Genomic DNA, 20071 nt, shown 5'->3' on the forward strand with positions numbered 1-20071 from the left:
TCCTCGTATGAAGGATACTATCCGTAAGCCGGCTTTCCCGCACAGGAGAATCAGTGCTGCCCCGCGTTCAGGAGCATCCAGATCTGTCGCGTCGGCGCACCGGCGAGAATGCGTGCAAACACGCCGCCGCACCGCACGCAGGTGTAGTGCTCTTCTGCTCGCGTATCCTTCACGGCGCCGACGCCGTTGGGCGTCAGGTCGTCGTGCGGAGTCGCAGTAGCCGGCTGCCCGTAGAGATCAGCGCACCGTGCGCATGGTTGAATCCAGAGTTCCATTTTGAACAACCAGAGCAGTGATCAGCCGTTGCTGGCAACCGAGCCGCCTTCGACCATCATGTCGACACGCCGCTTGCCTTCGACATACCCAGCCTCGCGGGCTGCCTCCTCGCTGCCGAAAGTGACGACAAGTTCCTGGAAGCGAAAGCTCTGCCCGGCGAGGTGGGCATCGGAACCGTGGCGGCAGATGTACGCCGAGTAGTGCCACAAGGTGGTGGGGGCCGGGGGACCGTATGCAAGGATAGGTAGGACCCAGACTTCGTATCCGTCGTGTTCGATCTTGTCCCACATGGCTGTCTCCATCGTGATCGTCGAGGAATCGTAGCATGTAGTAGCTGATCGATATGGATCTCGCTTCAAACATGACCACGCACCCGCTTCCCGATCGCTACTGTTGCTTTAACAAGGACTGTTGCGCGTTCCGACGTCGCCCACTCCCAGCAGATCCCCATAGCTTACGACAGCGTCGATCCATTTCCTGAGTTCCTCGCGCTCCAGATCGAGCAACCGTTCCGGCAAGCCCGAGTCATTGGCGGCGCCCAGCATATTGTGAAGCGCGAGGAAGGCCAGGGTTTGCGAATACATCACATGGGAAAGACGTAAGCGCATTTCCGGGTGCGCCTGACCGGCCGCATGGGTATCTTCTATGGCGTACGCCAGCTTCTCGCTGATATAGCTCAGCGGGACACCGTCACGGGTTTCCCGAGTTCTATACGCTGCGCCGTTGGATGACAGTGATAAGTTCATAGGTAGCTGGATGTGATTGATTCGATTCTGGAGCGCCACAGCGGTCGCGGGTGTTCAGCACACTCGCTCAATTACGACTCGCTTGGGGCAGTGCGCCCCCGCGCCACCCGTTGAGCGAGACCTTTTTCTGCCGCCAACGGCGAGACTCTTGATAAGCACTCGACGTAAACCGCCTCGGTACGGGCCGCGAAAATCTGCAATGAAAACTCCGCCTCGCTCTTGGCACGTGCGGCGGCGCCAGCCCGCTCGATCTCGGACGGATTGCACAGCAGGAGCATGAGAAGCTGCGCGATGTAACCGTGTCCACCTGGCGGGACAAGCCACCCATCCTCGCCAGGGGTCACGTTCTCCGGCAAACCACCCGTGTCAGAGACAATCACCGGCTTACCCATCGCCATCATCTCCCGGCACGCGAATGACAGCGTTTCCCGCTGAGAAAATACAAAACCGACATCCAGAACCACTACTGCCGGCCGAACGTCCTGCTTTGAGCGGCGTGCCGGCATGCCGAGCGAAAATCGACAGGAGATCGAACTTTGCCACCGAAAACGCGACGGCTTTATCGTCGAGCCAGGCCCTTCGAGCATGGAGATCAAGGCGGAAGTCCCCAAACGTATGGTCGAACACCCGCCCCGGCTTGGCAAGGCGAATGTCCCTTCGCAACAAGACGCGAATGCGGGCCACGAGCAATAGAGGATCGATCGGTTTGACGACAAAGTCGTCGGCGCCGACATGGAAGCTCATCAACTGTTCTACGTCCTCGTCCAGCGCCGTCATCATGAGAATCCGCCCGGAATAGGAGGACCGAATCTCGCGGCATAGAGAGAATCCAACCATGCCCGGCAGCATGACGTCCATAACGAGCAGATCCGGGCGTACGGCATCGATCATCTTCACCGCCACGTCGCCGCGGTGAGCAATCACGACCTCGAAATTTTCGGAGCGCAAAAACTCTGTCGTCAGTGCTGCGAATGGAAGGTCGTCTTCGATCAACAGGAGCGTGTCTGGCATGGCGGCGCAGCGCGTCGATACTGAACCCATGCGCCCGGCCAGAATACATTTAGATATCTCGATGTCCTGTGCGATGCGATGCCGCTTGCTGACCGAATCACTGCACAGCATGTCCCAACGGAGATGAGTGTTCGTGTGGCTGTGGAACTCGAACGTTCCGGCCTTACGCATGAGTTCGATCTCGCTCCAACGCGCCGTGACATCGTCCGATCGGCCCGCCTGGACGCGTTGCTCGCACTCTGCGTGCGACATGCTCCTGGCCGCGCGAGCTGTCATGGCGGGTCGAACAGGACCGTCATGAATACGACCGGTCACGAGAAACATGACGGCATTGAAACCGTAACGCTCGAGACAAGGATGCGCGTGAATATAGTTGTCCAAATATCCGTCGTCGAATGTCAGAAGAATCGATTTATCAGGCATTGGCGCACCGCGCAGGAAACGCGTGAATTCGTCCGCGGTGAGCGTGACATATCCGTTGCGTGCCAGCCAGTTCATCTGCGATTCGAAACACTCGGGTGAGATATTCAGCGAGCCATTCGACTCTGAGACATGGTGGTACATCAGTACCGGCAGCGAGAGAGCGATCGATTCCATCGATGATTTCATCTACCATGAAATTCCAGATTTTCAGAGCGCTTACCAGGCGGAAATCCAAACCTCTCTGTTGATGAGATCCGGCAAATCGACTATTGACGTCTGCTGTGTATTACCGATTTTTACAAGAACGGGCGAATGTTAGACGGAAGTATTTCTTCCGTCCACGGCCCGTTTGTCTGGACTTGTGTACTTTTGTCGCGAGCTATGCGCTTGATGCGGCATGGACGGAAAGTCGTCCAGATTTGACGCGGGGTGCGTTACGACTATTGGTCGTAACCACCCGCATGAGGTACGTATCGCTACGGCGCTGCATGGTCCAAACGCCGCTACTCTGCCGACACTTGCAGTCAGGCCTCACTCATAGAGAGCCAGATATTCATGCAGCGACTGAAGGACAGCGGCGCCCTCTCCGACGGCAGCTGCGACCCTCTTCACCGAACCGCTGCGAACATCGCCAACTGCAAAGATGCCTTGCCGGCTCGTCTCCAGAAATCGAGGCGGACGATCTGGCGGACACGCCTTAAGTGCATCGGTGCCGGTGAGCACGAAACCGTTCTTGTCCAGTGCAACACAATCGCCGAGCCAGCCGGTACTGGGCTGCGCACCGAGAAACAGGAAGACTTGCCGGATCGGCTTCTGTTCAACCTGCCCTTGCCGGTCCCATTTGACCGATTCAAGCCGCTCCTCGCCGTACAGTTCAACGACCTGAGTCCGCTGATGAACGGTAATGTTGGACGCCGCATCGATCCGTCGGATCAGATAATTCGACATGCTCGTAGCGAGTCCGTCACCGCGAATCACGATGTGGACATGCCGCGCAAATCCCGCGAGGAAAACCGCTGCCTGACCGGCTGAATTTCCGCCGCCGACGATGATCAATTCTTCGTTGGCACAAAACGCGGCTTCCATGAACGTGGCGCTGTAGTACACGCCGCGTCCCTCGAAATTCTCAAGGCGATCCAGCGGCGGTTTCCGATAACGTGCGCCAGTCGCGACGACGACTGCGCGGGCATACACGTGCTCGTCGTAATTGAGCCGAATGTGAAAAGGCGGTTCGTCCTGGCAATCGATGCCGAGCGCTTCAATGGGTACGCCGACCTCGGCACCGAATTTTCGGCATTGCGACAGGCCGCGGCCGGCAAGCGCTTGACCCGAGATACCCGTTGGGAACCCGAAGTAATTTTCTATCTTCGAACTGGTGCCCGCCTGGCCACCCGGCGCCTTCGTGTCGAGGACCGCGACCCTTAAGCCTTCGGAGGCCACGTATACCGCGGCCGCAAGACCTGCAGGTCCGGCGCCCACTACGACCACATCGAACCGCTCGCCATTCAGCTTGTCGGGACTGAGACCCACTGCATCGGCCACGGCGCGGTGGGTCGGGCTCTTCAGAACGTGACCTTGTCGCGTGATGACCACCGGTATATCCGCTTCCGTCGCGCCATTGCGTTCGAGAAGCGCTTGCGCCTCCTGATGGTCGACGATATCGAAGTAGGCCGATGGCTGACCGTTACGGCTCAGAAAATGCCGAAGACGGAACGTGGCCGCAGACGCCGCACTGCCAATCACCAGAATACCCCCGCTCTGGTCCTGAATAAAAGCGACCCGGCGCAGGATGAACGCACGCATGATCGTTTCACTCAATTCAGCTTCCGCGATGACGAGCGAGCGCAGCGATTCCTCGTCGATCACGATGACTTCGCAATCACTGGTGGCGCGCGCCGATGCCACCGCGGCGCGGCCGGCAAGTGTTCCGACCTCACCGGTGAAGCAGCCTGGACCGTGCACGCCCAGCACATGGAGACCCTCTCCTGAGCCTCGCGTCGCCTCGATCGTCCCCGAGACGATGGCGAACATGGGAATGTGCCGGTCGCCTTCAGAGAACAACACATCGCCCGTGTTCAGCCTGCGTCGCTCACCGTACCTCTCCAACAGTGCAAACTGGCTTTCATTCAGCGTTGGAAAAATCTGGTAGTGGCGGCTGCCACCCGACACCAGTTCTCCAAATCTGCCCGACGATTTATCGCTCATGAAGAGATTCCCAATGAGTGGGCACAGATTGTGACCCGGGTGAGCACCTTGAGGGCACGAATAATCAAAAGGATTCGAGACTGCGATCCGCAATGTCCGGACTGATTGTGTACCTGAATTTCGGTCGCAGTAAAGTGCGCGAGACGCGGTGGCTCGCCCGCACACCGGATGGCAATGGCATCACGCCGATTGGAAAAGCGTTGAAGCGGCTGGTACCTGCCGCTTCGTGAATAGTTATGTGGCTGCGGTCTAAAGGGCCAGCGTTGCCGCCGATTCCTGTTGCATGTTCTCAGCTTTGGCGACGCGATCGGGGTTTACGCGGACGGCCTCCCCGCTCTGCTTCAGCAGGGATCACGTACGGCTCAAGTTCCATCAGGATCTCGTCGAGCCTGATACATAATTCCTTTGGCACTTGCGCCATCATCTCGGCATAGGCCTCAGTCGTTACCTGGCGCATGGCCTCTATTTTTTTCAGACCATCAGGTGTCAATTCAACACACTTCTGCCTGCGATCCTCGGCCGCCTCCTGACGATCCACTACACCCTCCCGGTATAACCCGTCGACCATACGACTGGCCGCAGCATGACTCAGGCCAGTTGCCTCGGCCAGTTCAGCAATGGTCTGCGAATCGTGATGATGGAGGTGGAACAGAGAGATGACACGCGCGAAGGTCACGTCGCCGCTTAACATCGTCGACGCGTGGTGAAATACCCGCGAGGCAACCAATCCATACAGGAGTTCGAGTTTGCGCCCGATGCCGGTTGCACTACCTTTCATGCGCCTGTCCATTTCCGACGAATATTTGCATTGCGATAACCCTGTGTTTACAGATTTCTCGCCACGGCCTGCCACGTAAAGGCAGCGGGAAGGGTTGCACGCTGGCACACCTTCGATGTGTGGCGGGATTCTTCAGGTTGGATTTTCGCAGATATTCGCGGAAAGGACGTCAGTTGTATGCACGCACACATCTAGTGCAGTCTGACTGTTCTTGCAGGTAGGCTTTTTGTCCAACATGAGTTGAACTGGTGCCGTGGGCTCGACACCAGTTCAACTTCAGGCGCAGCACGGTCAGTCGTTGCGCAGCGTCCACTTCCCGTCGACGATCTCGACGATTACCCTCGCCCGCCGATCAAGACCATTGTGATCCGCTTTAGTCGTGTTCATGACGCCATGAGACAGGGGTAAGTCCTTCACGTTTTCAAGTGCCGCGCGCAACGCTTCGCGGAACTCGGGCGTGCCAGGCCGGGCCTTTTTCAAAGCCTCAGGAATCGCCCGCTGCAACATCTGACCGGCATCCCACGCGTGGCCGCCGAATGTCGCCACCGAACCCGCTCCATACACTTTCTCATACGCCGCCTTATAGGCAAGCGATGACTGCTTGACCGGATTCGAATCGGACAGCTGGTCCGCAACGAGGATCGGTCCCGCGGGCAACAACTCACCTTCACAATCCTTGCCGCATACGCGTAGGAAGTCGTTATTCGCTACCCCGTGCGTCTGGTAGATAGCGCCCTTGTAGCCGCGCTCCTTCAGTGTTTTGGCAGGCAAAGCCGCCGGTGTCCCGGCACCGGCCACCAGCACGGCGTCCGGTGACGCAGCCAAAGTCTTCAGTACCTGACCGGTCACCGACGAATCCGTCCGGTTAAAACGCTCATTCGCCACGATCTTCAGATGATGAGCCGTTGCCGCCGCGCTGAATACGCTATACCAGCCGTCACCGTAGGCGTCCGCAAAGCCGATGTAGCCGACGGTATGCACACCGTGCGCCTCCATATATCCGGCAATGGCGTCTGCCATCAGACTGTCGTTCTGCGGTGTCTTGAACACCCATGCGCGCTTCGCATCCATGGGCGCAATAATCGCTGCGGATGCCGCAAGCGAAATCATCGGCGTGTGCCCCTCGGACACGGTATCGACCATGGCGAGCGAGTTCGGGGTGACCGTCGAACCGACAATCGCATCGACATGCTCTTCGTCGATCAGCTTGCGGGCGTTCTGCACAGCACGGCCCGTATCCGATGCGTCGTCGAGCACGATGTACTGGATGCTCTTGCCGCCGATCTCCTTCGGCAACAACGCGATCGTGTTCTTCTCTGGTACGCCGAGTGAAGCCGCCGGTCCCGTGGTCGATAGCGTCACGCCTATCTTGACCTGCGCCTGCGCCGCGACCGAAAAGAATAATGTGGTTGCAAGCAGGCTCAGTATTGATGTAGCGAGTTTCATAGGATTGCCCCGTTTTATTGGCAGGTATTCACGCGTGTCTAGCTTGCGGCACAGGTGTAGCTGGCCGCGGCGCTCACGTTGCCAAAGCCCGAATAGTGCGGCACGGTTGGGTACGGACAGTCCGGCAGGGACGACGTCACGTTGCCGTTGGAGTCGAATTTCGTCAGTAGCAACTGCCCTGGGGCGGTACCCTGTTCGACCCACGCGATCATCGCGCCGAGATAGTCTGTCTGATCAGGACCGTTGCCACCGAGTACGTGGCCCACCCCTGGTTCGAGATAGAAGCGTGCATTGCCTCCAGCGGACCCGGCAAGCTGTACGACGGTTTGCCAGTTACGCAGATGGTCGCGTGGTGAAATCAACGGGTCGGCTGCGCCGTTGAACGAAATCATCTTTCTGCCTGCCATCAGATATTGCGCAATGGCCTGCAGGTTGTGATCCGCTCCCACGTTTTGCAGCCCTGCGGCAATGACCGGATACGAGGTGTCGACGTTGAAGTTCGCTTGCAGACTGCCTGATACCGTTGCGGGCAGTAGCCAGTTCGCATTGCCCGTGCCGATCGCCGCGAAGCCGCCACCCAGCCCGCCATACGAGCCGACCCCGAACATGGAGCCGAAATCCGCCCAGTTGTACCCGGAAAACAGTAACTGGCCGCCGCTTGTCGACAATGGCGCGACTATCCGCTGCACGGTTTGCAACTGCGCCGGCGAAAGACAGGTTGCCGCGGGCGCACCGGTTGCACCACACTGCAAGGTCGATGGATCAAAGGTACAGGCAGCAGGATTCAGGATCACGCCGTTGGCATTCCCGCATTGCGCGACTGCCGCGGAATACGCTGCTGTCCACTGAGCACTTGAGGGCATCGCAGCGGAACCGGCAAGCGTTGCTGTATTCAGCATCGCCGTTACCTGGGTTCCCATGTTCATGCTCTCGTCGCCGGCGATGATGCCGTCGTAGTCCCCCGGCTGATTCTGGGCGGCAAGATAGGCCTCGCGGCCACCGTTCGATGCGCCACTGAAGTACGTATATTTCGGCGCGGAACCGTAAAAGGCGGTAATCACGGCCTTGGCGAAATGAACCGTGATACCCGTCGACGCATACGCGTAGTCCTTCTCTGCCGTTGCATTCGTCAGCAGATCCGTCGGATTACCGGTGCGGTTTCCGCCATTCGAAGCGGTATAGGCAATCCCACGGGCCAATGGCTTGATGAGCGGGAACTGTGCGGATGTTGCTTCGACGGTCGGGATGCTTCCGTCGAAACCGCCACCGCCCTGCTGGAGCAGCCGCTTCGACCAGTTGTCCGGAAGATCGACCTCGATGTCGAGTGTGGTACTGGCGGCCCCCGTCGCACTGACCTTGCAATAACCCGGGTTGCCACCAGCGGACGCGATGCGTGAAGTTGCCGTCACCGTAATGCCATTGAACTGCTGGCCGTTTATCTTCGTGCACAGCGCTGCATAGTCGACTGGCGCCGGCGACGCGACATTGTCGGAACTGCCACACCCCGAAAGTGCGAGGACGCACCCTCCCACCGCCAATGCGACAACGAGTCGCCCGGCATTGCATTCAATCCAGCTCTTCACGTTGGTATCTCCAGATGTAGGTGTCGTATTTATTGCCAGCGCGGCCGGAGAGTCGGGTTCTTCGCTTTCGTCGGGACGAGCAGGATCGCTGCCCGGCGACGGGAAGTAGATGGGTAATCTGAGGGAACACATCCGCCTGATTGACCGGGTCGGATATTAATAAACCGTCCGGTCGTTCAATCAATGTGTGTAACGTTAGGATCGTTTTGGCTTGACGCCAAGCGGGGTTAACCCGCTTGGTTGGTGGGATATGCGATTACCCGGTGAGTGGCGTGTGGAAGGAAACCAAGCTTAGCTGAATAATGCTCATGCACACGTACCTACCGCGTGCATTATATGCGTATATGCATCTAATTCACGCAACGTATACGGCGTAGGTAGAAATCTTTCAAGAACAGGCGTCTCCTCAGATTCGCGCATTCGCCGGCAGCGGCATACCCAGCAAAACGCGGCCGTACAGTTCAGCGGATGGATTTACTTGCATCAGGAAGTGAGAGGCCATGCTATGCAAGTCGCGGAAGTATCCTTCCACTGGGCCAGCCGGCATGAGACTCCCACCGAGATTTCGCACCAGGTCGTCAGCAGCGGCGAGCGCCATGTCGCAAATAATGGCTCCGTCCGTTCGATATCGCGCGCGCTGCTCCACCGAGAACTCTTTCCCTTCTTCGGCCCAGTCCCACATCTCGTCTACGTCATGCATGAGCAGATTGAACGCCCCTTCAATCTTCGCCGCGGCTTTGCCGAGCTCCGCCAGTGTGAAGCGATCTTCGGTTTGCGGCGAGTTCAGGCCAGCAGGAATCCTGCTTTCGCACAGTGTCGGCATGGATGTCCAGCAGGCCGTGCGCCACGGATGCAATGGCCGCCGCGACAGACATGACAAACAGGCTGGTGTGCGGAATGCGATACATCGGGCTTTTGTTGCGCTCGCGCCCCGGATACGCAATGTGCTGCACGTCAGTCCATTTGATACTACGGTAGACCGGGACCCACTCGTTGTTGAGATAGACGTCTTTGCTGCCAGTCCCCTTCATTCCGAAGGCGTTCCAGCTCTCGTGATCAACGCGGAAACTGCTCCGGGGGACAAGAAGCAACCTCAGTTCCCTGATACCTTCGGTGGTTGGCACATCGACCAACACGCTTGCCCAATCAGCAACATCGATACCCGACGCGTAAGTCCATTTGCCGTTCAGGACAAAGTGGTCGCCGTCCAGGCTGGCATCGACTCCACGCCCTACGTTTCCGGTGAGCGCGATAACAACAGCGTCCTGGCCGCCGGCAAATACGTCGTCCTGTGCTCGCTCGCCGAACATGCCAGCCATCCACGGATGTAGCCCGGCAAGGCCCGGTACCCAGGCTGTCGCGCTATCGCCGCGGGCAACTTCGCGACAGACACGCCACAAGACCGACGGACGCAATCCGTAGCCGCCGTTTTCGACAGACTGGCAGATTCTGAAAGAGCCGGCCGCACGAAGCTGGCTGGCCACATCATCTGAAATGCGCTTCGCACTGTCGTGTCCCGGTCCCTGCGCCTTCAGCATCGGAATCATCAACCTCGCGCGCTCAATCAAGGTCTCGGCATTAGGAATGTGGTCAATCATTTGAGTCTGCACCATGAAAAGTCGTGACTGAATTGGCCTTGCTTACGCCGACGCTTGCGCCGCTGACTAGCTGTCGAGCTCGACGCCGAGATACTTGCCCGCCGCGTAGATAAGTGCAGGCACCGGCGGGTCAATTGAATACATGTCGACGACCTCGCCGACAACAACATGATGGCCGCCGAGCTCCTGAAGATTGGTGACATGACAAACAAACGTGGCATTCGCGCCGTCCAGTACCGGGGCGGAAGCAGCGCTTAAGTCCCACGTGCCTATGGTGCCGCGATGTGCCTGACCGCCGTAGTATCGCGAGACGGCATCTTGACTGGAGGAAAGGATATTCACCGAGAACGTTCTGGATTGCTTGAGATGCGGAAGAAACGAACTCTCGTTCCGAACGCAGAATAAAAGCAGCAAGGGAGCGAGACTCACAGGACAGACTGCGCTAGCCGTCATTGCCGCTACTCCGGATCGTCTCTCCTCGGATGCGACAGCGATGACCGTGACACCAGTAACGAAGTATCCGCTGATACGAGCCTTATAAAAAAGAGTTGTGGAGGCGGTCGGGCACTGCGACGGTGCCCTTAACGACGTGGTGGACACCGTGCCCAAAGAGCCAGTGAAGCAGTGCAGAGATGATGAGTCGTCGGCGAACGACCCACGCCGCCGCGGACAGCAGGAAAGGATTTGTGAGCGACTCTAGCGGGTCAACTACGGATGTTCGCCATCGGACCGGGTTCGGCCATTTAGTGACCTTCGCGACCGACGCCTCGACGTCTGAAGCTCGGCGCACAACAGTCATTCCGGGCGCGTATCGCCTGCTTCCCATTGCACGCTAGATACGCTGTCTATGAATCGATGACCATCAGACTTTGTGCGCGCCCCTGTCGCTAATGGCCCTCTTTGCTGACCCCGCCTCCGATCAAACCTGCTATACGGGCAACTTGCGGGAAGTGTGGGAAACGGCTAGAAAACGGCGCAAGCAGTTCTCGACGATTTGCGAGACGTCGTTGTCGTAACTGGCGCTGTAAAGACTTCCGAGAAAGGAGATAGAGCCGACTGCGAATAGTCCGCCACCGCTCGGGCCGAAACCGCAGATCATGTGCGCTCGAATACCGCTGTGCACTCTGGGTTTGCCGACCATCCGATTGAAGAGAAGCTCCTCGGGAACGGTCACGAAACTGGCGTCGTGATCGTCGGAGTACGCAACCACTGTCACGTAGGCGGGCGTGCCGAGGTCGGTCGCAGTTTGATCAATTTCAAAGCCCGCAGCGCCGCCTCCAGATAAGCCGAAGTTTCCAAACGGTTCCCCTGCTCCTGCTTTTACCCCTGCAAACAGCCACGCGTGCTCGGGGGCATGCGATTCCGGTGTGCGGCGATAGAACGTGCCCCGAAAGTCTCCCTCCGCAGTAAATCCGACGCCGGCAATTTTTTGCGGCGGCAAACCGTTTCGACGCCACATACCCCCATACTCGCCGTCCAGCTGGTTGTAGTACTCACCGGGCTGACTTTCCCATACCCGCATGCCCGCCTCGGCCCGACGAATTTCAAGCAGATGTGGCGCTGATACGGTCCGCCCGATCTTCCAGTAGAAACCGTTTCCACCAAGATACATCAGGCTTCCGCCCGCAGACCGATAGGCCAGAAGCGCGTCCAGCATTCGGCGTGTATGGTATTCCGGGTGCGATCCAGTCAGGACGACGTCGTAGTGCTTCAACGCGTCGACACCGCGCTCATCGAGATCCTCATCGGTAACGACATCAAATTCAAATTCTTTTTCCCTTAACCAGTTGGTCAGATGGGAGTCCGCGGAAAAGTGGCGCAGACCTGACCCATGCTCGTCAAGGAACGTCAGATAGCCTGGACGCATGGTGAGAACCGGGCGCAAGCGGGAAGAGAGGCTTACACCTGAACCATCACTGTGATAGTTGTACGTTGATGTGCCAAATGAGGTTACGACGTCCGGGTTGTGGGGATACGCTCCCCATGTTTCCACGCGAGCAGCAAGCGCCCCCGAAAAATTTCCACGGGCGTTGTTGGCGTAGGCGAGGTAAGTCAGTGTGGGCGCGAGGAACGCGATGCGCGCATGTTTCCCCCGCGACGCAACCGTGACGTAAAACGGGATTGTGTCGACTCCTTCTCCATTGTCCACACGCAATCCATAGACGCCCGACGCCATGTCGGCCGGGATTTTCAGATGTACCGACGTCTGCCAGCCACAGTCCGACAGGTCGTCAGCGTGGAATCGGATCGCGGCGTATTCCTCTGGCGCATGCGTCCAGTCCAGTTCCTGTCCGGTCCACCCCGACGACCGAACTGCCCTCATTGGTGCGTTCACAAGCGTCAATGGGGCGTCGCTATCAAGCCTGTTCGGTAGACTCGTGTGCGCGAGCGTTGGCGTGAAGTCCCAATGCGCCAACACGTTGTCCTCGCACAGATCGCCGCGTGCATCGCTGCCGGGCGCGCGCAATTCCGGGCTTTCGATGAAGCCGTTGAAGGCATCCTCCGGGTGTCCTCTCCAGATAGCCGCAAAGCACACCGTCGAACCGTCGAACGCGGCAGCAGAGAATGGCGCTTCAAAATCTAACACGTTCCTGAACACCTCTTCGCGCGCGTTCGTGCCTGAACTGACTGCCTGAACGTGCCCGTCACGGTCGATCGATATCCGCAAGTTTGTCCATAAATCGGCGGCGATAGCTACGCCTGTGGTGATCTGTTCCCCTGTTGCGAGGCTCTGGAAAACGAGTTCGCCGCGAGTGAGAGCGATCGCTACACCATGCGTCCCATCGTGGTTCTGAAGAGCGACCAATGTCTGGAGGGAAGTGTCCTCGAACGTGGGCTGAACCGTCAGGTCGAGTTTGACGCGCTGAGAGTCCTTTAGGGCAGGCATTGGGCCGTAAGCGCAGGAGCCGGGAAATACTGGCTGCTCCTGTCCTGGGTAAGTGCTTTCCAGCTGGACATCGATCGGGACCAGCTTCATTCCGGGCCCGTTAGGGTTTGGGTCACAACAATCTATGCGCTCAACAGTCGCCGTAAAAGCGCGATCGCCGCGTGAACTGATTTTGAACGCCAGCTCCTGACCAACGTGTGCGCTCCACGGGGTTACATAGCCGATGATCGCGGGAGTTTTGGAGTGGGAAGTATTCATAGTCAAATGATCGATCGTTCTTGGTCGTGGTTCCAGGCGCTGCTCCGCGACTGTCTACGGCCAGGGTAAACCCCTGTGAGATTTTATTTTGCAATGGTTGAAAATAGAACCACAAGTGGTCACTATAGAGTCCAGTGTACTTTAACCACTCGGGGTGTGCGATGAAAAAATTGGTCTCTTCGGTAATGACGATTGCTGCGCTTCTCGCCTTCGGTAGCGCAAGCGCCCAAGAGGTTGTTCTTGTTGGCGTTTCCGGCCCATTAACCGGTCCGCAGGCGTCGGAAGGGAAAGACAACGAGAATGGCGCGCGCATGGCGGTTGACGAACTAAATAGCGCCGGAACGACGATCGCGGGTAAAAACGTAACATTCAAATTGGTATCGCAAGATGACCAGGCGGATCCCCGGATTGGGGTGCAGGTCGCGCAAAAGCTGGTCGACGCCAAGGTAGCCGCAGTTCTCGGTCCGTACAATTCCGGAGTCGCGATCCCGGCCTCGCGGCTCTACCAGAGCGCTGGCATCCCGATGCTTTCGGTTGCGTCGAACCCAGCGCTGACCCTTCAAGGGTTTAATGAGGTATTTCGTATTGGCGCCAGTGACGGGCAACTCGGCGGAGCGATGGCTAATTTCGCCATCGATACGCTTAAAGCGAAGACAGCTGCGGTCATAGATGACCGGTCGGCTTACGGCCAGGGCGTGGCTGAAGAGTTCATGAGCGTGGCCAAGACACGAGGGCTCAAGATTATCGACCAGCAATACACGAATGGTCAGGCCGTCGATTTCAAGGGCGTCCTCTCCCAGATCAAGGCGACGAATCCCGACGTCATCTTCTATGGTGGTTACGCGTCGCAAAGCGGCCCGCTTGTCAAACAGATGCGTCAGCTCGGGTTGCGGGCGAAGCTGCTGGGCGGCGACGGAATCTGTACGTCTGACATGGCCAAAATCGCTGGTCCCGCAGCGACGAATGCGTACTGTTCGCAAGGCGGGGTCTCACTGGACAAGACGCCTGCGGGTAGCGCATTCGTGAAAAAGTACAAGACAACCTTCAACGTCGATACGCAGGTGTATGGCGTCAGCTACTACGACGGCATGAAGCTGTTGGCCGACGCGATGGTGAAGGCCGGCACGACATCCGACCGCGCCAAAATTGGCGCGCAACTCGCCAGGTCCGCCTACACCGGCGTGGCCGGCGAGTACTCGTTCGACGTACATCATGATCTGAAAAGCTCGGCGACGACGGTGTACACATTCAAGGATGGCGCTGTCGTAACTTACGGTAACTAAGGTCTCAACGAAAATAGTAAGCAAGACGGAGTATCTATGCGAATTACCAGAACACTTAACACGATCGAAATGCACACCGGGGGTGAGCCGTTTCGCATCATCACCAATGGTTTCCCGCGTCTGGTGGGGAAAACCATCGTGGAGCGGCGGGACTGGATCCAGAAGCATGCGGATGAGTTGCGGAGCGCCATGATGCTGGAGCCTCGAGGCCATGCCGATATGTACGGAGGCTTTCTCACTGAGCCGGTAAGCGAAGGCGCGGATTTCGGCATCATCTTTACGCAGAATAAAGACTACAGCCCCCACTGCGGTCACGGGACCATTGCGCTGGCCACCGCGGCGGTTGAACTGGGTTGGATTGAGCGCACGTCGCCGGAAACGCGCGTGGGCATCGACGCGCCTTGCGGATTCCTCGAGGCCTTCGTCCAGTGGGACGGCGAAAATGCAGGGAATGTGCGTTTCGTGAATGTGCCGTCATTCGTCTGGAAAAAGGACGTCACCGTCAATACGCCGACGTTCGGCCCCGTGTCAGGAGATATCGCTTACGGAGGCGCGTTCTATTTCTACGTCGATGGTGCACAGTACGATATGGCGGTAGGCGAAAACAACGTTGATCGACTGAAGCGGTTCGGCGACGAGATCACGCAGGCGACTAACGCAGCGTTTGACATCGTTCATCCAGAGATTCCGGAAATCAGAGGGCTCTACGGCACGATCATTTCGAATACAGCCCGTCATCCGGGATCGACTCAGGCGAACTGCTGCATCTTCGCCGATCGCGAGGTTGACCGATCGCCAACAGGGTCCGGCACCGCAGGGCGCGTCGCTCAGCTCTACCAGCGCGGCAATCTACCCTCGGATGGAACGCTCGTGAACGAGTCGATCATCGGAACGATCTTCAAGGGCCGCGTGCTCAGCGAGACGAAATGCGGTGAATTCGATGCAGTGATTCCCGAGATCGAAGGGAACGCGTTCATCTGCGGCTACGGGACGTGGTTGATCGACGAACGCGATCCTTTGACCTACGGATTCCTGGTGCGGTAGAGGTTGCAGATTCCAGGCGCTGCTTCGACAGCAGCTGTCACACTGACGTGACACATTTTGGCCCATCTCCTTGGAGCCTTCGCGGCGCATTCTGAAATGGGATGCAGCCGCGCTTTTTGCCTTGTGCGAGGCACGGAGAACACTTCATACGTGGTCGAATCAGGAGATGGCATCATGTCGCTGCGACGCATGATAATTATTCGTCAATGACAGGTGAAGTCCCCCGCATCGGACGTCAGGAAATGAAAGGAAGTGAGATGGGTACGACACGGCAGGATCTCGAATCGAATTTCAGACCGCTGCAGATTTATGAGCAGGTCGAGGAGAAGATCAAGGAGGAAATCCGCACGGGACGGTTCGCGGCCGAGTCCCGGCTGCCATCGGAGCGCGAGCTTGCAGCGCTCTATGGCGTCGGCCGACCTGCGGTTCGAGAGGCAATAGGGGCTCTTCAGAATGAAGGCCTCGTTGTGACGAAACGGAATTCCGGCACGTACGTCTCCTCTGCGGCCTCTGAGCGTTTACTTAACGACGACGGCAATCATGGAGTTCAGAACGCGGAGCCGGATTTCAGTCCAACGGGAACGCTCGAAACGCGATTCATCCTCGAGCCAGCAATCGCACGGCGAGCCGCCGCCCGAGGCAAGCGCGATCGCCTGGCTGAGCAATACCTTGCGGAGATGGAGACGATTCGCGATATCACCAATCTAGAGGAGCGCGCGCTGTGGAATAACAGCGACAGAATGTTCCACCGCCAATTGGCTGTCATGACCGGTGACGCTTTGCTCGTCAAGATCGCAGACGAGGTAGCGAAAACAATGGATCAGCCATTGTGGAAACGGCTAAAGGACGACGCGATTTACGATCCGCTACGGATACGCCTGTATGCGTCCGAGCATCGGCTTATTTACGAGTCGATCGTGAGTGGCGATGCTGAGGCAGCAGGATTCTACGTGGAGCAGCATATCAAGCGGGTGCGACGGGATATTGCGCCCAAGTAGCGCCGCCTTGGTCAATTAGCTGGCCGCGAACACTCCACCATCGTCGACAAAGAGATCGCAGTAGCGATGTCCCCGATGATTGTCAGCAGACGCTGGATACAAATTAAACGCGCGTGGCCGCGCTGCCACGAATAAAGGACGGACTTCAGAAGACATGGCAGAAATAGTTCTTTCACTTGATCACTTGCACAAGTTGGCCTTTGACGTATTGGCATCCAATGGGCTCAGCCCGCGTCAATCGAACGCGATGGCGAAGGTACTCGTTGCGGGCCAACGGGACGATTGCCACTCACACGGTGTATGGCGCCTCATTGGATGCGTAAAAACGCTGAAGATGGGCAAAGTCAATGCTGATGCCGACCCGCAGATAAACGATGTCTCGCCTTCGCTTGTTAAAGTCGACGCCCGGTTCGGATTCTCTCCGCTCGCGTTTGAACTGGGGAGCCGGGTGCTCGTTGAAAAGACGAAGAAATCTGGCATCGCGGCTCTGGCAATCAACAACTGTTTTCACTTCAGCGCTTTATGGCCGGAGGTCGAGGCAATCGCTGCTGAAGGCGTAGCCGCACTAGCCATGACGCCTACTCATAGTTGTGTCGCACCTGCTGGCGGGAACAAGCCGCTATTCGGAACCAATCCGATCGCGTTCGCCTGGCCACGTCCAGGCCCCTTTCCGTTTGTGTTCGACATGGCTACAAGCAGAATCGCCCGTGGCGACATCGAACTGCACAAGAGGTCGGGTTCCAGGATTCCGAGCGACTGGGCGATCGACGAAAACGGTCAAGCCACCGATGATCCCGATAAAGCGTTGCGGGGTGCCATGCTCACGTTCGGAGGCTATAAAGGATCCGCGCTTTCGGCGATGGTCGAGTTGCTGGCTGGCCCGTTGATCAGCGATATGCTCAGCCCGGAGTCGCTGGCTTTTGACGAAGGCGTAGGCGCAGCACCATGTCACGGGGAAATCATCGTCGCTTTCGATCCTGCAGTCTTTGCTGGCGCTGCCCCTACGGACAACCTGCAGCGCGCTGAGACTCTGTTTGAAGGAATCGTGGGTCAAGGCGCGCGCCTGCCCTCCCAGCGACGATTCGATGCACGACAGCGCAGCATTGAGCACGGCGTGTCGCTCTCAAAGGAACTCCACGAAGAGCTTACCCGTTTGATTTCGTGAGATCCGCTGAGTGACAGGGCCGCATCCTGGCCTACACCTCCGGTACCGCAACCGGCGCGAACAACCAGGATATCGGTACGTCACCTGCGAACGTCCTGTCAGCCGATCACATCCGGACGCTCGCCGTCCTCTATCGACCGGCGACTTGGGGGTTGTCGGGTCCCTTATTTCGAAAAAGCCACTGAAGCTCCTTATGGACGACGCGCCAGCGGCTCGCGTGCGGTGCGCGGCGCATCCCTGCGCGTGCCGAACAGCGTGTCGCAGATGGGAAACGTCAGGTTGAAGTTTTGCGTCGCCATCAGTTCGGGATCGTGGTGCGTGACGTGCAAGCGCCGTACGGTATTGACGAACGGAACGCGGTCGAGCAACGGGCTGTCGGTGACGTGCGACAGTGTGTGCAGCCCCTCGTACATCAGGTAGTACGCCGCCATCGTGAGCAGCGCGATATATCCTGCGTTGCGCGAAAACACATAACCAATGAAGAGTGCGAACGGCACTGCGGCCAGCACAAACGCGACCGGCGCAAACGGCGGAAACAATAAGGCGCGCCAGTGCCGCTGGCCCTTGTATTCGAGCGTGACGTGCGTGAAGAACCTGTGATGGACCGCGCAGTGCCGCTTGTAAATCATGCTGAAGTACTTCGTCGGGCGATGCAGCACGTAGCGATGCGCGGCCCACTCCGCCCAGTTGCCGAACAGAAAGAGCGGAATGACCGCCAGCCATTCGGCAAGCGTGGGAGCATGAAGCCGCGTGAAACAATACGCGATCACTCCACCCGTGAAAAGCAGCGTGAAGCCAAGGTGCATTTCACCGCGATACCAGGGTGGCGTGGCCGCCACATAATCGTCGCGAAACTGGTATGAACGCGCGCGAACGTCCTCGTCGTATTTCATATATGTCTCCTGTATCTGAGCGATGCGGGCGCGCTTTTGCGCCCGCTGGAATGCACTAGGCGGTCTCGCAAGCTGTGCCGTTATCGAGCTTGCCGCGGGTCTCCGGCACGATGAACGCCCCGACCAGGAAAATTACGCTGATCGCCCCGGCGAAGATCGCAAGCGTCATCGGCAACTGGCTGGCGTCTTTTGCCACCAGCGAGACGGCGGTCGGCATCATCCCGCCGATCGCGAACCCGATGTTCCATGACAGCCCCGTGCCAGTGGCGCGAATCGCGGTCGGAAAGCGTTCGTTCAGGAAGATCAGAATCGGCGCGTAGCCGGCGCTGCCGAGCGCGCTCAGAATCACCGCGTAGACGCCGACCATCGTGATGCTTTGCGCTGTGGGCAGCAGCAGGAATAGCGCAGGGAGCGCGATCAGGCGAATCAGGCCGATCCAGACGAACGCGCTTTTGCGTCCAATGAAGGTGCTCAGATGTCCCGCCGCGATGGACGCGATGACCACCGCGACGCTGGAGATCATCAGAATCGCGGCCGCGGCGCCGTTCGGTGCGTGACTCACCACCTTGAGGAAGGTCGGCAGGTAGCCGGACGTGAGGTAATAGCCGCTACCGCCGCCGATCGTCAGCAGCAGATTGACGAACAGAATCGAGCGATAGTCGCGTGAAAACAGCGTGCGGATCGGCGAGCGTACGACCTCGACCGGTGCGGCCGTGTTCTGCATTGCGGCCTTGGCGGCCTTCTCGGCGGCCAGCTTCTTCCACAGCGGCGACTCTTCCAGACTACTGAAGACGAACAAGCCGAGAATCGAGCTGACAATGCCGGTGAAGAACATGCAGCGCCAGCCCCACACGTCGAACAAGTCGCCCGGGAAGATCGCCGACATCGCCAGATAGGTGAGCGATGCGAGCAATGCGCCGAGTCCCGCCCCGCCGCCGCCGATCAGCCCCGACACGGCGCCGCGATATTTCGGCGCGACCGATTCGGTGCCGATGGTGTGGGTCGACGCCACCACCCCGCCGACGAATACGCCTTGTATCAAACGCAGCATCAAGAACAGGATCGGCGCGACGAGGCCGACTTGCGCGACCGTCGGCAGCAAGCCGAAGGCTGCCGTCGAGAGACCCACGCCGACTACCGCAGTGATCATCGCGCCCTTGCGTCCGTGCCGGTCCGCGTAGGAGCCGAACCATGCCGAGCCGAGCGGGCGCATCAGTAGGGTCACGGCAAACGATGCATAGACCGCGGCGAGCGAGAGCATTGCGTGTTCGGACGGAAAGAACAGCCGTCCAACTACCGGTGCGACGAACAGCAAGACGAACAGATCGAACAAATCCAGTGCCCAACCGAGGCACGAGGCCACTACCGCACCCATCACTTGCCGCTGGTCTACAGCGGGCAAGGCGGCGCCATTCTGCGCTGCTACGGACATCGTCATCTCCTTGATTTTCAGCGGGCCGTCTTTCGATCGCCCCCG

The 20071-nt window shown here is 58.5% G+C and carries 20 protein-coding genes; 5 read left to right on the top strand and 15 right to left on the bottom strand.

Annotation, left to right across the window (positions count from 1 at the left end; all coding sequences use genetic code 11):
- Nucleotides 1-50 precede the first annotated feature (50 nt).
- The 6 genes from PQQ86_RS12465 to PQQ86_RS12490 form a co-directional block, all read right to left on the bottom strand.
- The gene (locus PQQ86_RS12465; protein WP_408266992.1) at nucleotides 51-275 is read right to left on the bottom strand and encodes a hypothetical protein; all 225 of its coding nucleotides are present in this window, start codon (nucleotides 273-275) and stop codon (nucleotides 51-53) included.
- Nucleotides 276-296: 21 nt separating this feature from the next.
- Entirely contained in the window at nucleotides 297-578 is a 282-nt protein-coding gene (locus tag PQQ86_RS12470; protein WP_408266995.1) for a hypothetical protein, read from the bottom strand.
- A 96-nt stretch (nucleotides 579-674) separates the two neighbouring features.
- A complete protein-coding gene (locus tag PQQ86_RS12475; RefSeq protein ID WP_408266998.1) occupies nucleotides 675-1022 on the bottom strand; it encodes a hypothetical protein in 348 nt (115 codons plus the stop codon).
- Nucleotides 1023-1093: 71 nt separating this feature from the next.
- Nucleotides 1094-1486: a glycosyltransferase gene (locus PQQ86_RS12480; protein ID WP_408267001.1), complete on the bottom strand. Its 393-nt coding sequence runs from the start codon at nucleotides 1484-1486 to the stop codon at nucleotides 1094-1096.
- On the bottom strand, nucleotides 1407-2630 hold the full coding sequence (locus tag PQQ86_RS12485; protein ID WP_408267004.1) for a response regulator: 1224 nt from the start codon (nucleotides 2628-2630) through the stop codon (nucleotides 1407-1409). Before PQQ86_RS12485 ends, PQQ86_RS12480 begins: the two co-directional genes overlap by 80 nt.
- A 357-nt stretch (nucleotides 2631-2987) precedes the next feature.
- Nucleotides 2988-4661 carry an FAD-dependent oxidoreductase gene (locus tag PQQ86_RS12490; RefSeq protein ID WP_408267007.1) on the bottom strand — a complete coding sequence of 558 codons (1674 nt, stop codon included), beginning with the start codon at nucleotides 4659-4661 and terminating at the stop codon, nucleotides 2988-2990.
- Between the two features lie 92 nt (nucleotides 4662-4753).
- Between PQQ86_RS12490 and PQQ86_RS12495 the strand changes: the two genes are divergently transcribed.
- The gene (locus PQQ86_RS12495) at nucleotides 4754-4891 is read left to right on the top strand and encodes a hypothetical protein (protein WP_408267009.1); all 138 of its coding nucleotides are present in this window, start codon (nucleotides 4754-4756) and stop codon (nucleotides 4889-4891) included.
- A 59-nt stretch (nucleotides 4892-4950) separates the two neighbouring features.
- Here the strand turns inward: PQQ86_RS12495 and PQQ86_RS12500 are convergent, their stop codons facing one another.
- The 7 genes from PQQ86_RS12500 to PQQ86_RS12530 all read right to left on the bottom strand — a co-directional run bounded on the left by PQQ86_RS12500 (nucleotide 4951) and on the right by PQQ86_RS12530 (nucleotide 13211).
- On the bottom strand, nucleotides 4951-5439 hold the full coding sequence (locus PQQ86_RS12500; protein WP_408267012.1) for a MarR family winged helix-turn-helix transcriptional regulator: 489 nt from the start codon (nucleotides 5437-5439) through the stop codon (nucleotides 4951-4953).
- A gap of 291 nt (nucleotides 5440-5730) precedes the next feature.
- Nucleotides 5731-6885: an ABC transporter substrate-binding protein gene (locus PQQ86_RS12505; protein ID WP_408267014.1), complete on the bottom strand. Its 1155-nt coding sequence runs from the start codon at nucleotides 6883-6885 to the stop codon at nucleotides 5731-5733.
- A gap of 38 nt (nucleotides 6886-6923) precedes the next feature.
- On the bottom strand, nucleotides 6924-8468 hold the full coding sequence (locus PQQ86_RS12510) for a DUF6351 family protein (RefSeq protein WP_408267017.1): 1545 nt from the start codon (nucleotides 8466-8468) through the stop codon (nucleotides 6924-6926).
- Nucleotides 8469-8874: 406 nt separating this feature from the next.
- Nucleotides 8875-9291: an acyl-CoA dehydrogenase family protein gene (locus PQQ86_RS12515; RefSeq protein WP_408267020.1), complete on the bottom strand. Its 417-nt coding sequence runs from the start codon at nucleotides 9289-9291 to the stop codon at nucleotides 8875-8877.
- Nucleotides 9188-10066 (bottom strand): acyl-CoA dehydrogenase family protein, encoded by an 879-nt coding sequence (locus tag PQQ86_RS12520; protein WP_408267022.1) that lies wholly within the window; start codon nucleotides 10064-10066, stop codon nucleotides 9188-9190. The genes PQQ86_RS12515 and PQQ86_RS12520 overlap by 104 nt, the downstream gene beginning before the upstream one ends.
- Before the next feature lie 66 nt (nucleotides 10067-10132).
- Nucleotides 10133-10666, bottom strand: a complete 534-nt coding sequence (locus tag PQQ86_RS12525; protein ID WP_408267025.1) for a flavin reductase family protein — start codon at nucleotides 10664-10666, stop codon at nucleotides 10133-10135.
- A 328-nt stretch (nucleotides 10667-10994) separates the two neighbouring features.
- Nucleotides 10995-13211, bottom strand: a complete 2217-nt coding sequence (locus PQQ86_RS12530; protein WP_408267028.1) for a N,N-dimethylformamidase beta subunit family domain-containing protein — start codon at nucleotides 13209-13211, stop codon at nucleotides 10995-10997.
- A gap of 161 nt (nucleotides 13212-13372) precedes the next feature.
- Here PQQ86_RS12530 and PQQ86_RS12535 point away from each other — a divergent pair, with 161 nt between their 5' ends.
- The 4 genes from PQQ86_RS12535 to PQQ86_RS12550 all read left to right on the top strand — a co-directional run bounded on the left by PQQ86_RS12535 (nucleotide 13373) and on the right by PQQ86_RS12550 (nucleotide 17701).
- Nucleotides 13373-14494: a branched-chain amino acid ABC transporter substrate-binding protein gene (locus PQQ86_RS12535; protein WP_408267030.1), complete on the top strand. Its 1122-nt coding sequence runs from the start codon at nucleotides 13373-13375 to the stop codon at nucleotides 14492-14494.
- A 36-nt stretch (nucleotides 14495-14530) separates the two neighbouring features.
- Nucleotides 14531-15538 carry a trans-3-hydroxy-L-proline dehydratase gene (lhpH, locus tag PQQ86_RS12540; RefSeq protein ID WP_408267033.1) on the top strand — a complete coding sequence of 336 codons (1008 nt, stop codon included), beginning with the start codon at nucleotides 14531-14533 and terminating at the stop codon, nucleotides 15536-15538.
- Between the two features lie 257 nt (nucleotides 15539-15795).
- A complete protein-coding gene (locus PQQ86_RS12545; protein WP_408267036.1) occupies nucleotides 15796-16536 on the top strand; it encodes a FadR/GntR family transcriptional regulator in 741 nt (246 codons plus the stop codon).
- A gap of 154 nt (nucleotides 16537-16690) precedes the next feature.
- Nucleotides 16691-17701 carry an Ldh family oxidoreductase gene (locus PQQ86_RS12550; protein ID WP_408267039.1) on the top strand — a complete coding sequence of 337 codons (1011 nt, stop codon included), beginning with the start codon at nucleotides 16691-16693 and terminating at the stop codon, nucleotides 17699-17701.
- Nucleotides 17702-17892: 191 nt separating this feature from the next.
- Here PQQ86_RS12550 and PQQ86_RS12555 read toward each other — a convergent pair whose 3' ends face one another.
- Together PQQ86_RS12555 and PQQ86_RS12560 are read right to left on the bottom strand one after the other, a co-directional pair.
- Nucleotides 17893-18594, bottom strand: a complete 702-nt coding sequence (locus tag PQQ86_RS12555) for a sterol desaturase family protein (RefSeq protein WP_408267042.1) — start codon at nucleotides 18592-18594, stop codon at nucleotides 17893-17895.
- Nucleotides 18595-18649: 55 nt separating this feature from the next.
- On the bottom strand, nucleotides 18650-20026 hold the full coding sequence (locus PQQ86_RS12560; protein WP_408267045.1) for an MFS transporter: 1377 nt from the start codon (nucleotides 20024-20026) through the stop codon (nucleotides 18650-18652).
- Nucleotides 20027-20071 lie beyond the last annotated feature (45 nt).

Source organism: Paraburkholderia sediminicola (assembly GCF_046026675.1).
Taxonomy (GTDB): domain Bacteria; phylum Pseudomonadota; class Gammaproteobacteria; order Burkholderiales; family Burkholderiaceae; genus Paraburkholderia; species Paraburkholderia sediminicola_F.

Coding starts and splice junctions, on each gene's coding strand:
- lhpH (WP_408267033.1), top strand. CDS start 14,531: ATGCGAATTACCAGAACACTTAACACGATCGAAATGCACACCGGGGGT.
- PQQ86_RS12495 (WP_408267009.1), top strand. CDS start 4,754: ATGTCCGGACTGATTGTGTACCTGAATTTCGGTCGCAGTAAAGTGCGC.
- PQQ86_RS12500 (WP_408267012.1), bottom strand. CDS start 5,439: ATGAAAGGTAGTGCAACCGGCATCGGGCGCAAACTCGAACTCCTGTAT.
- PQQ86_RS12485 (WP_408267004.1), bottom strand. CDS start 2,630: ATGGAATCGATCGCTCTCTCGCTGCCGGTACTGATGTACCACCATGTC.
- PQQ86_RS12515 (WP_408267020.1), bottom strand. CDS start 9,291: ATGCCGACACTGTGCGAAAGCAGGATTCCTGCTGGCCTGAACTCGCCG.
- PQQ86_RS12475 (WP_408266998.1), bottom strand. CDS start 1,022: ATGAACTTATCACTGTCATCCAACGGCGCAGCGTATAGAACTCGGGAA.
- PQQ86_RS12560 (WP_408267045.1), bottom strand. CDS start 20,026: ATGTCCGTAGCAGCGCAGAATGGCGCCGCCTTGCCCGCTGTAGACCAG.
- PQQ86_RS12490 (WP_408267007.1), bottom strand. CDS start 4,661: ATGAGCGATAAATCGTCGGGCAGATTTGGAGAACTGGTGTCGGGTGGC.
- PQQ86_RS12505 (WP_408267014.1), bottom strand. CDS start 6,885: ATGAAACTCGCTACATCAATACTGAGCCTGCTTGCAACCACATTATTC.
- PQQ86_RS12465 (WP_408266992.1), bottom strand. CDS start 275: ATGGAACTCTGGATTCAACCATGCGCACGGTGCGCTGATCTCTACGGG.
- PQQ86_RS12535 (WP_408267030.1), top strand. CDS start 13,373: ATGAAAAAATTGGTCTCTTCGGTAATGACGATTGCTGCGCTTCTCGCC.
- PQQ86_RS12520 (WP_408267022.1), bottom strand. CDS start 10,066: ATGATTGACCACATTCCTAATGCCGAGACCTTGATTGAGCGCGCGAGG.
- PQQ86_RS12470 (WP_408266995.1), bottom strand. CDS start 578: ATGGAGACAGCCATGTGGGACAAGATCGAACACGACGGATACGAAGTC.
- PQQ86_RS12545 (WP_408267036.1), top strand. CDS start 15,796: ATGGGTACGACACGGCAGGATCTCGAATCGAATTTCAGACCGCTGCAG.
- PQQ86_RS12530 (WP_408267028.1), bottom strand. CDS start 13,211: ATGAATACTTCCCACTCCAAAACTCCCGCGATCATCGGCTATGTAACC.
- PQQ86_RS12550 (WP_408267039.1), top strand. CDS start 16,691: ATGGCAGAAATAGTTCTTTCACTTGATCACTTGCACAAGTTGGCCTTT.
- PQQ86_RS12555 (WP_408267042.1), bottom strand. CDS start 18,594: ATGAAATACGACGAGGACGTTCGCGCGCGTTCATACCAGTTTCGCGAC.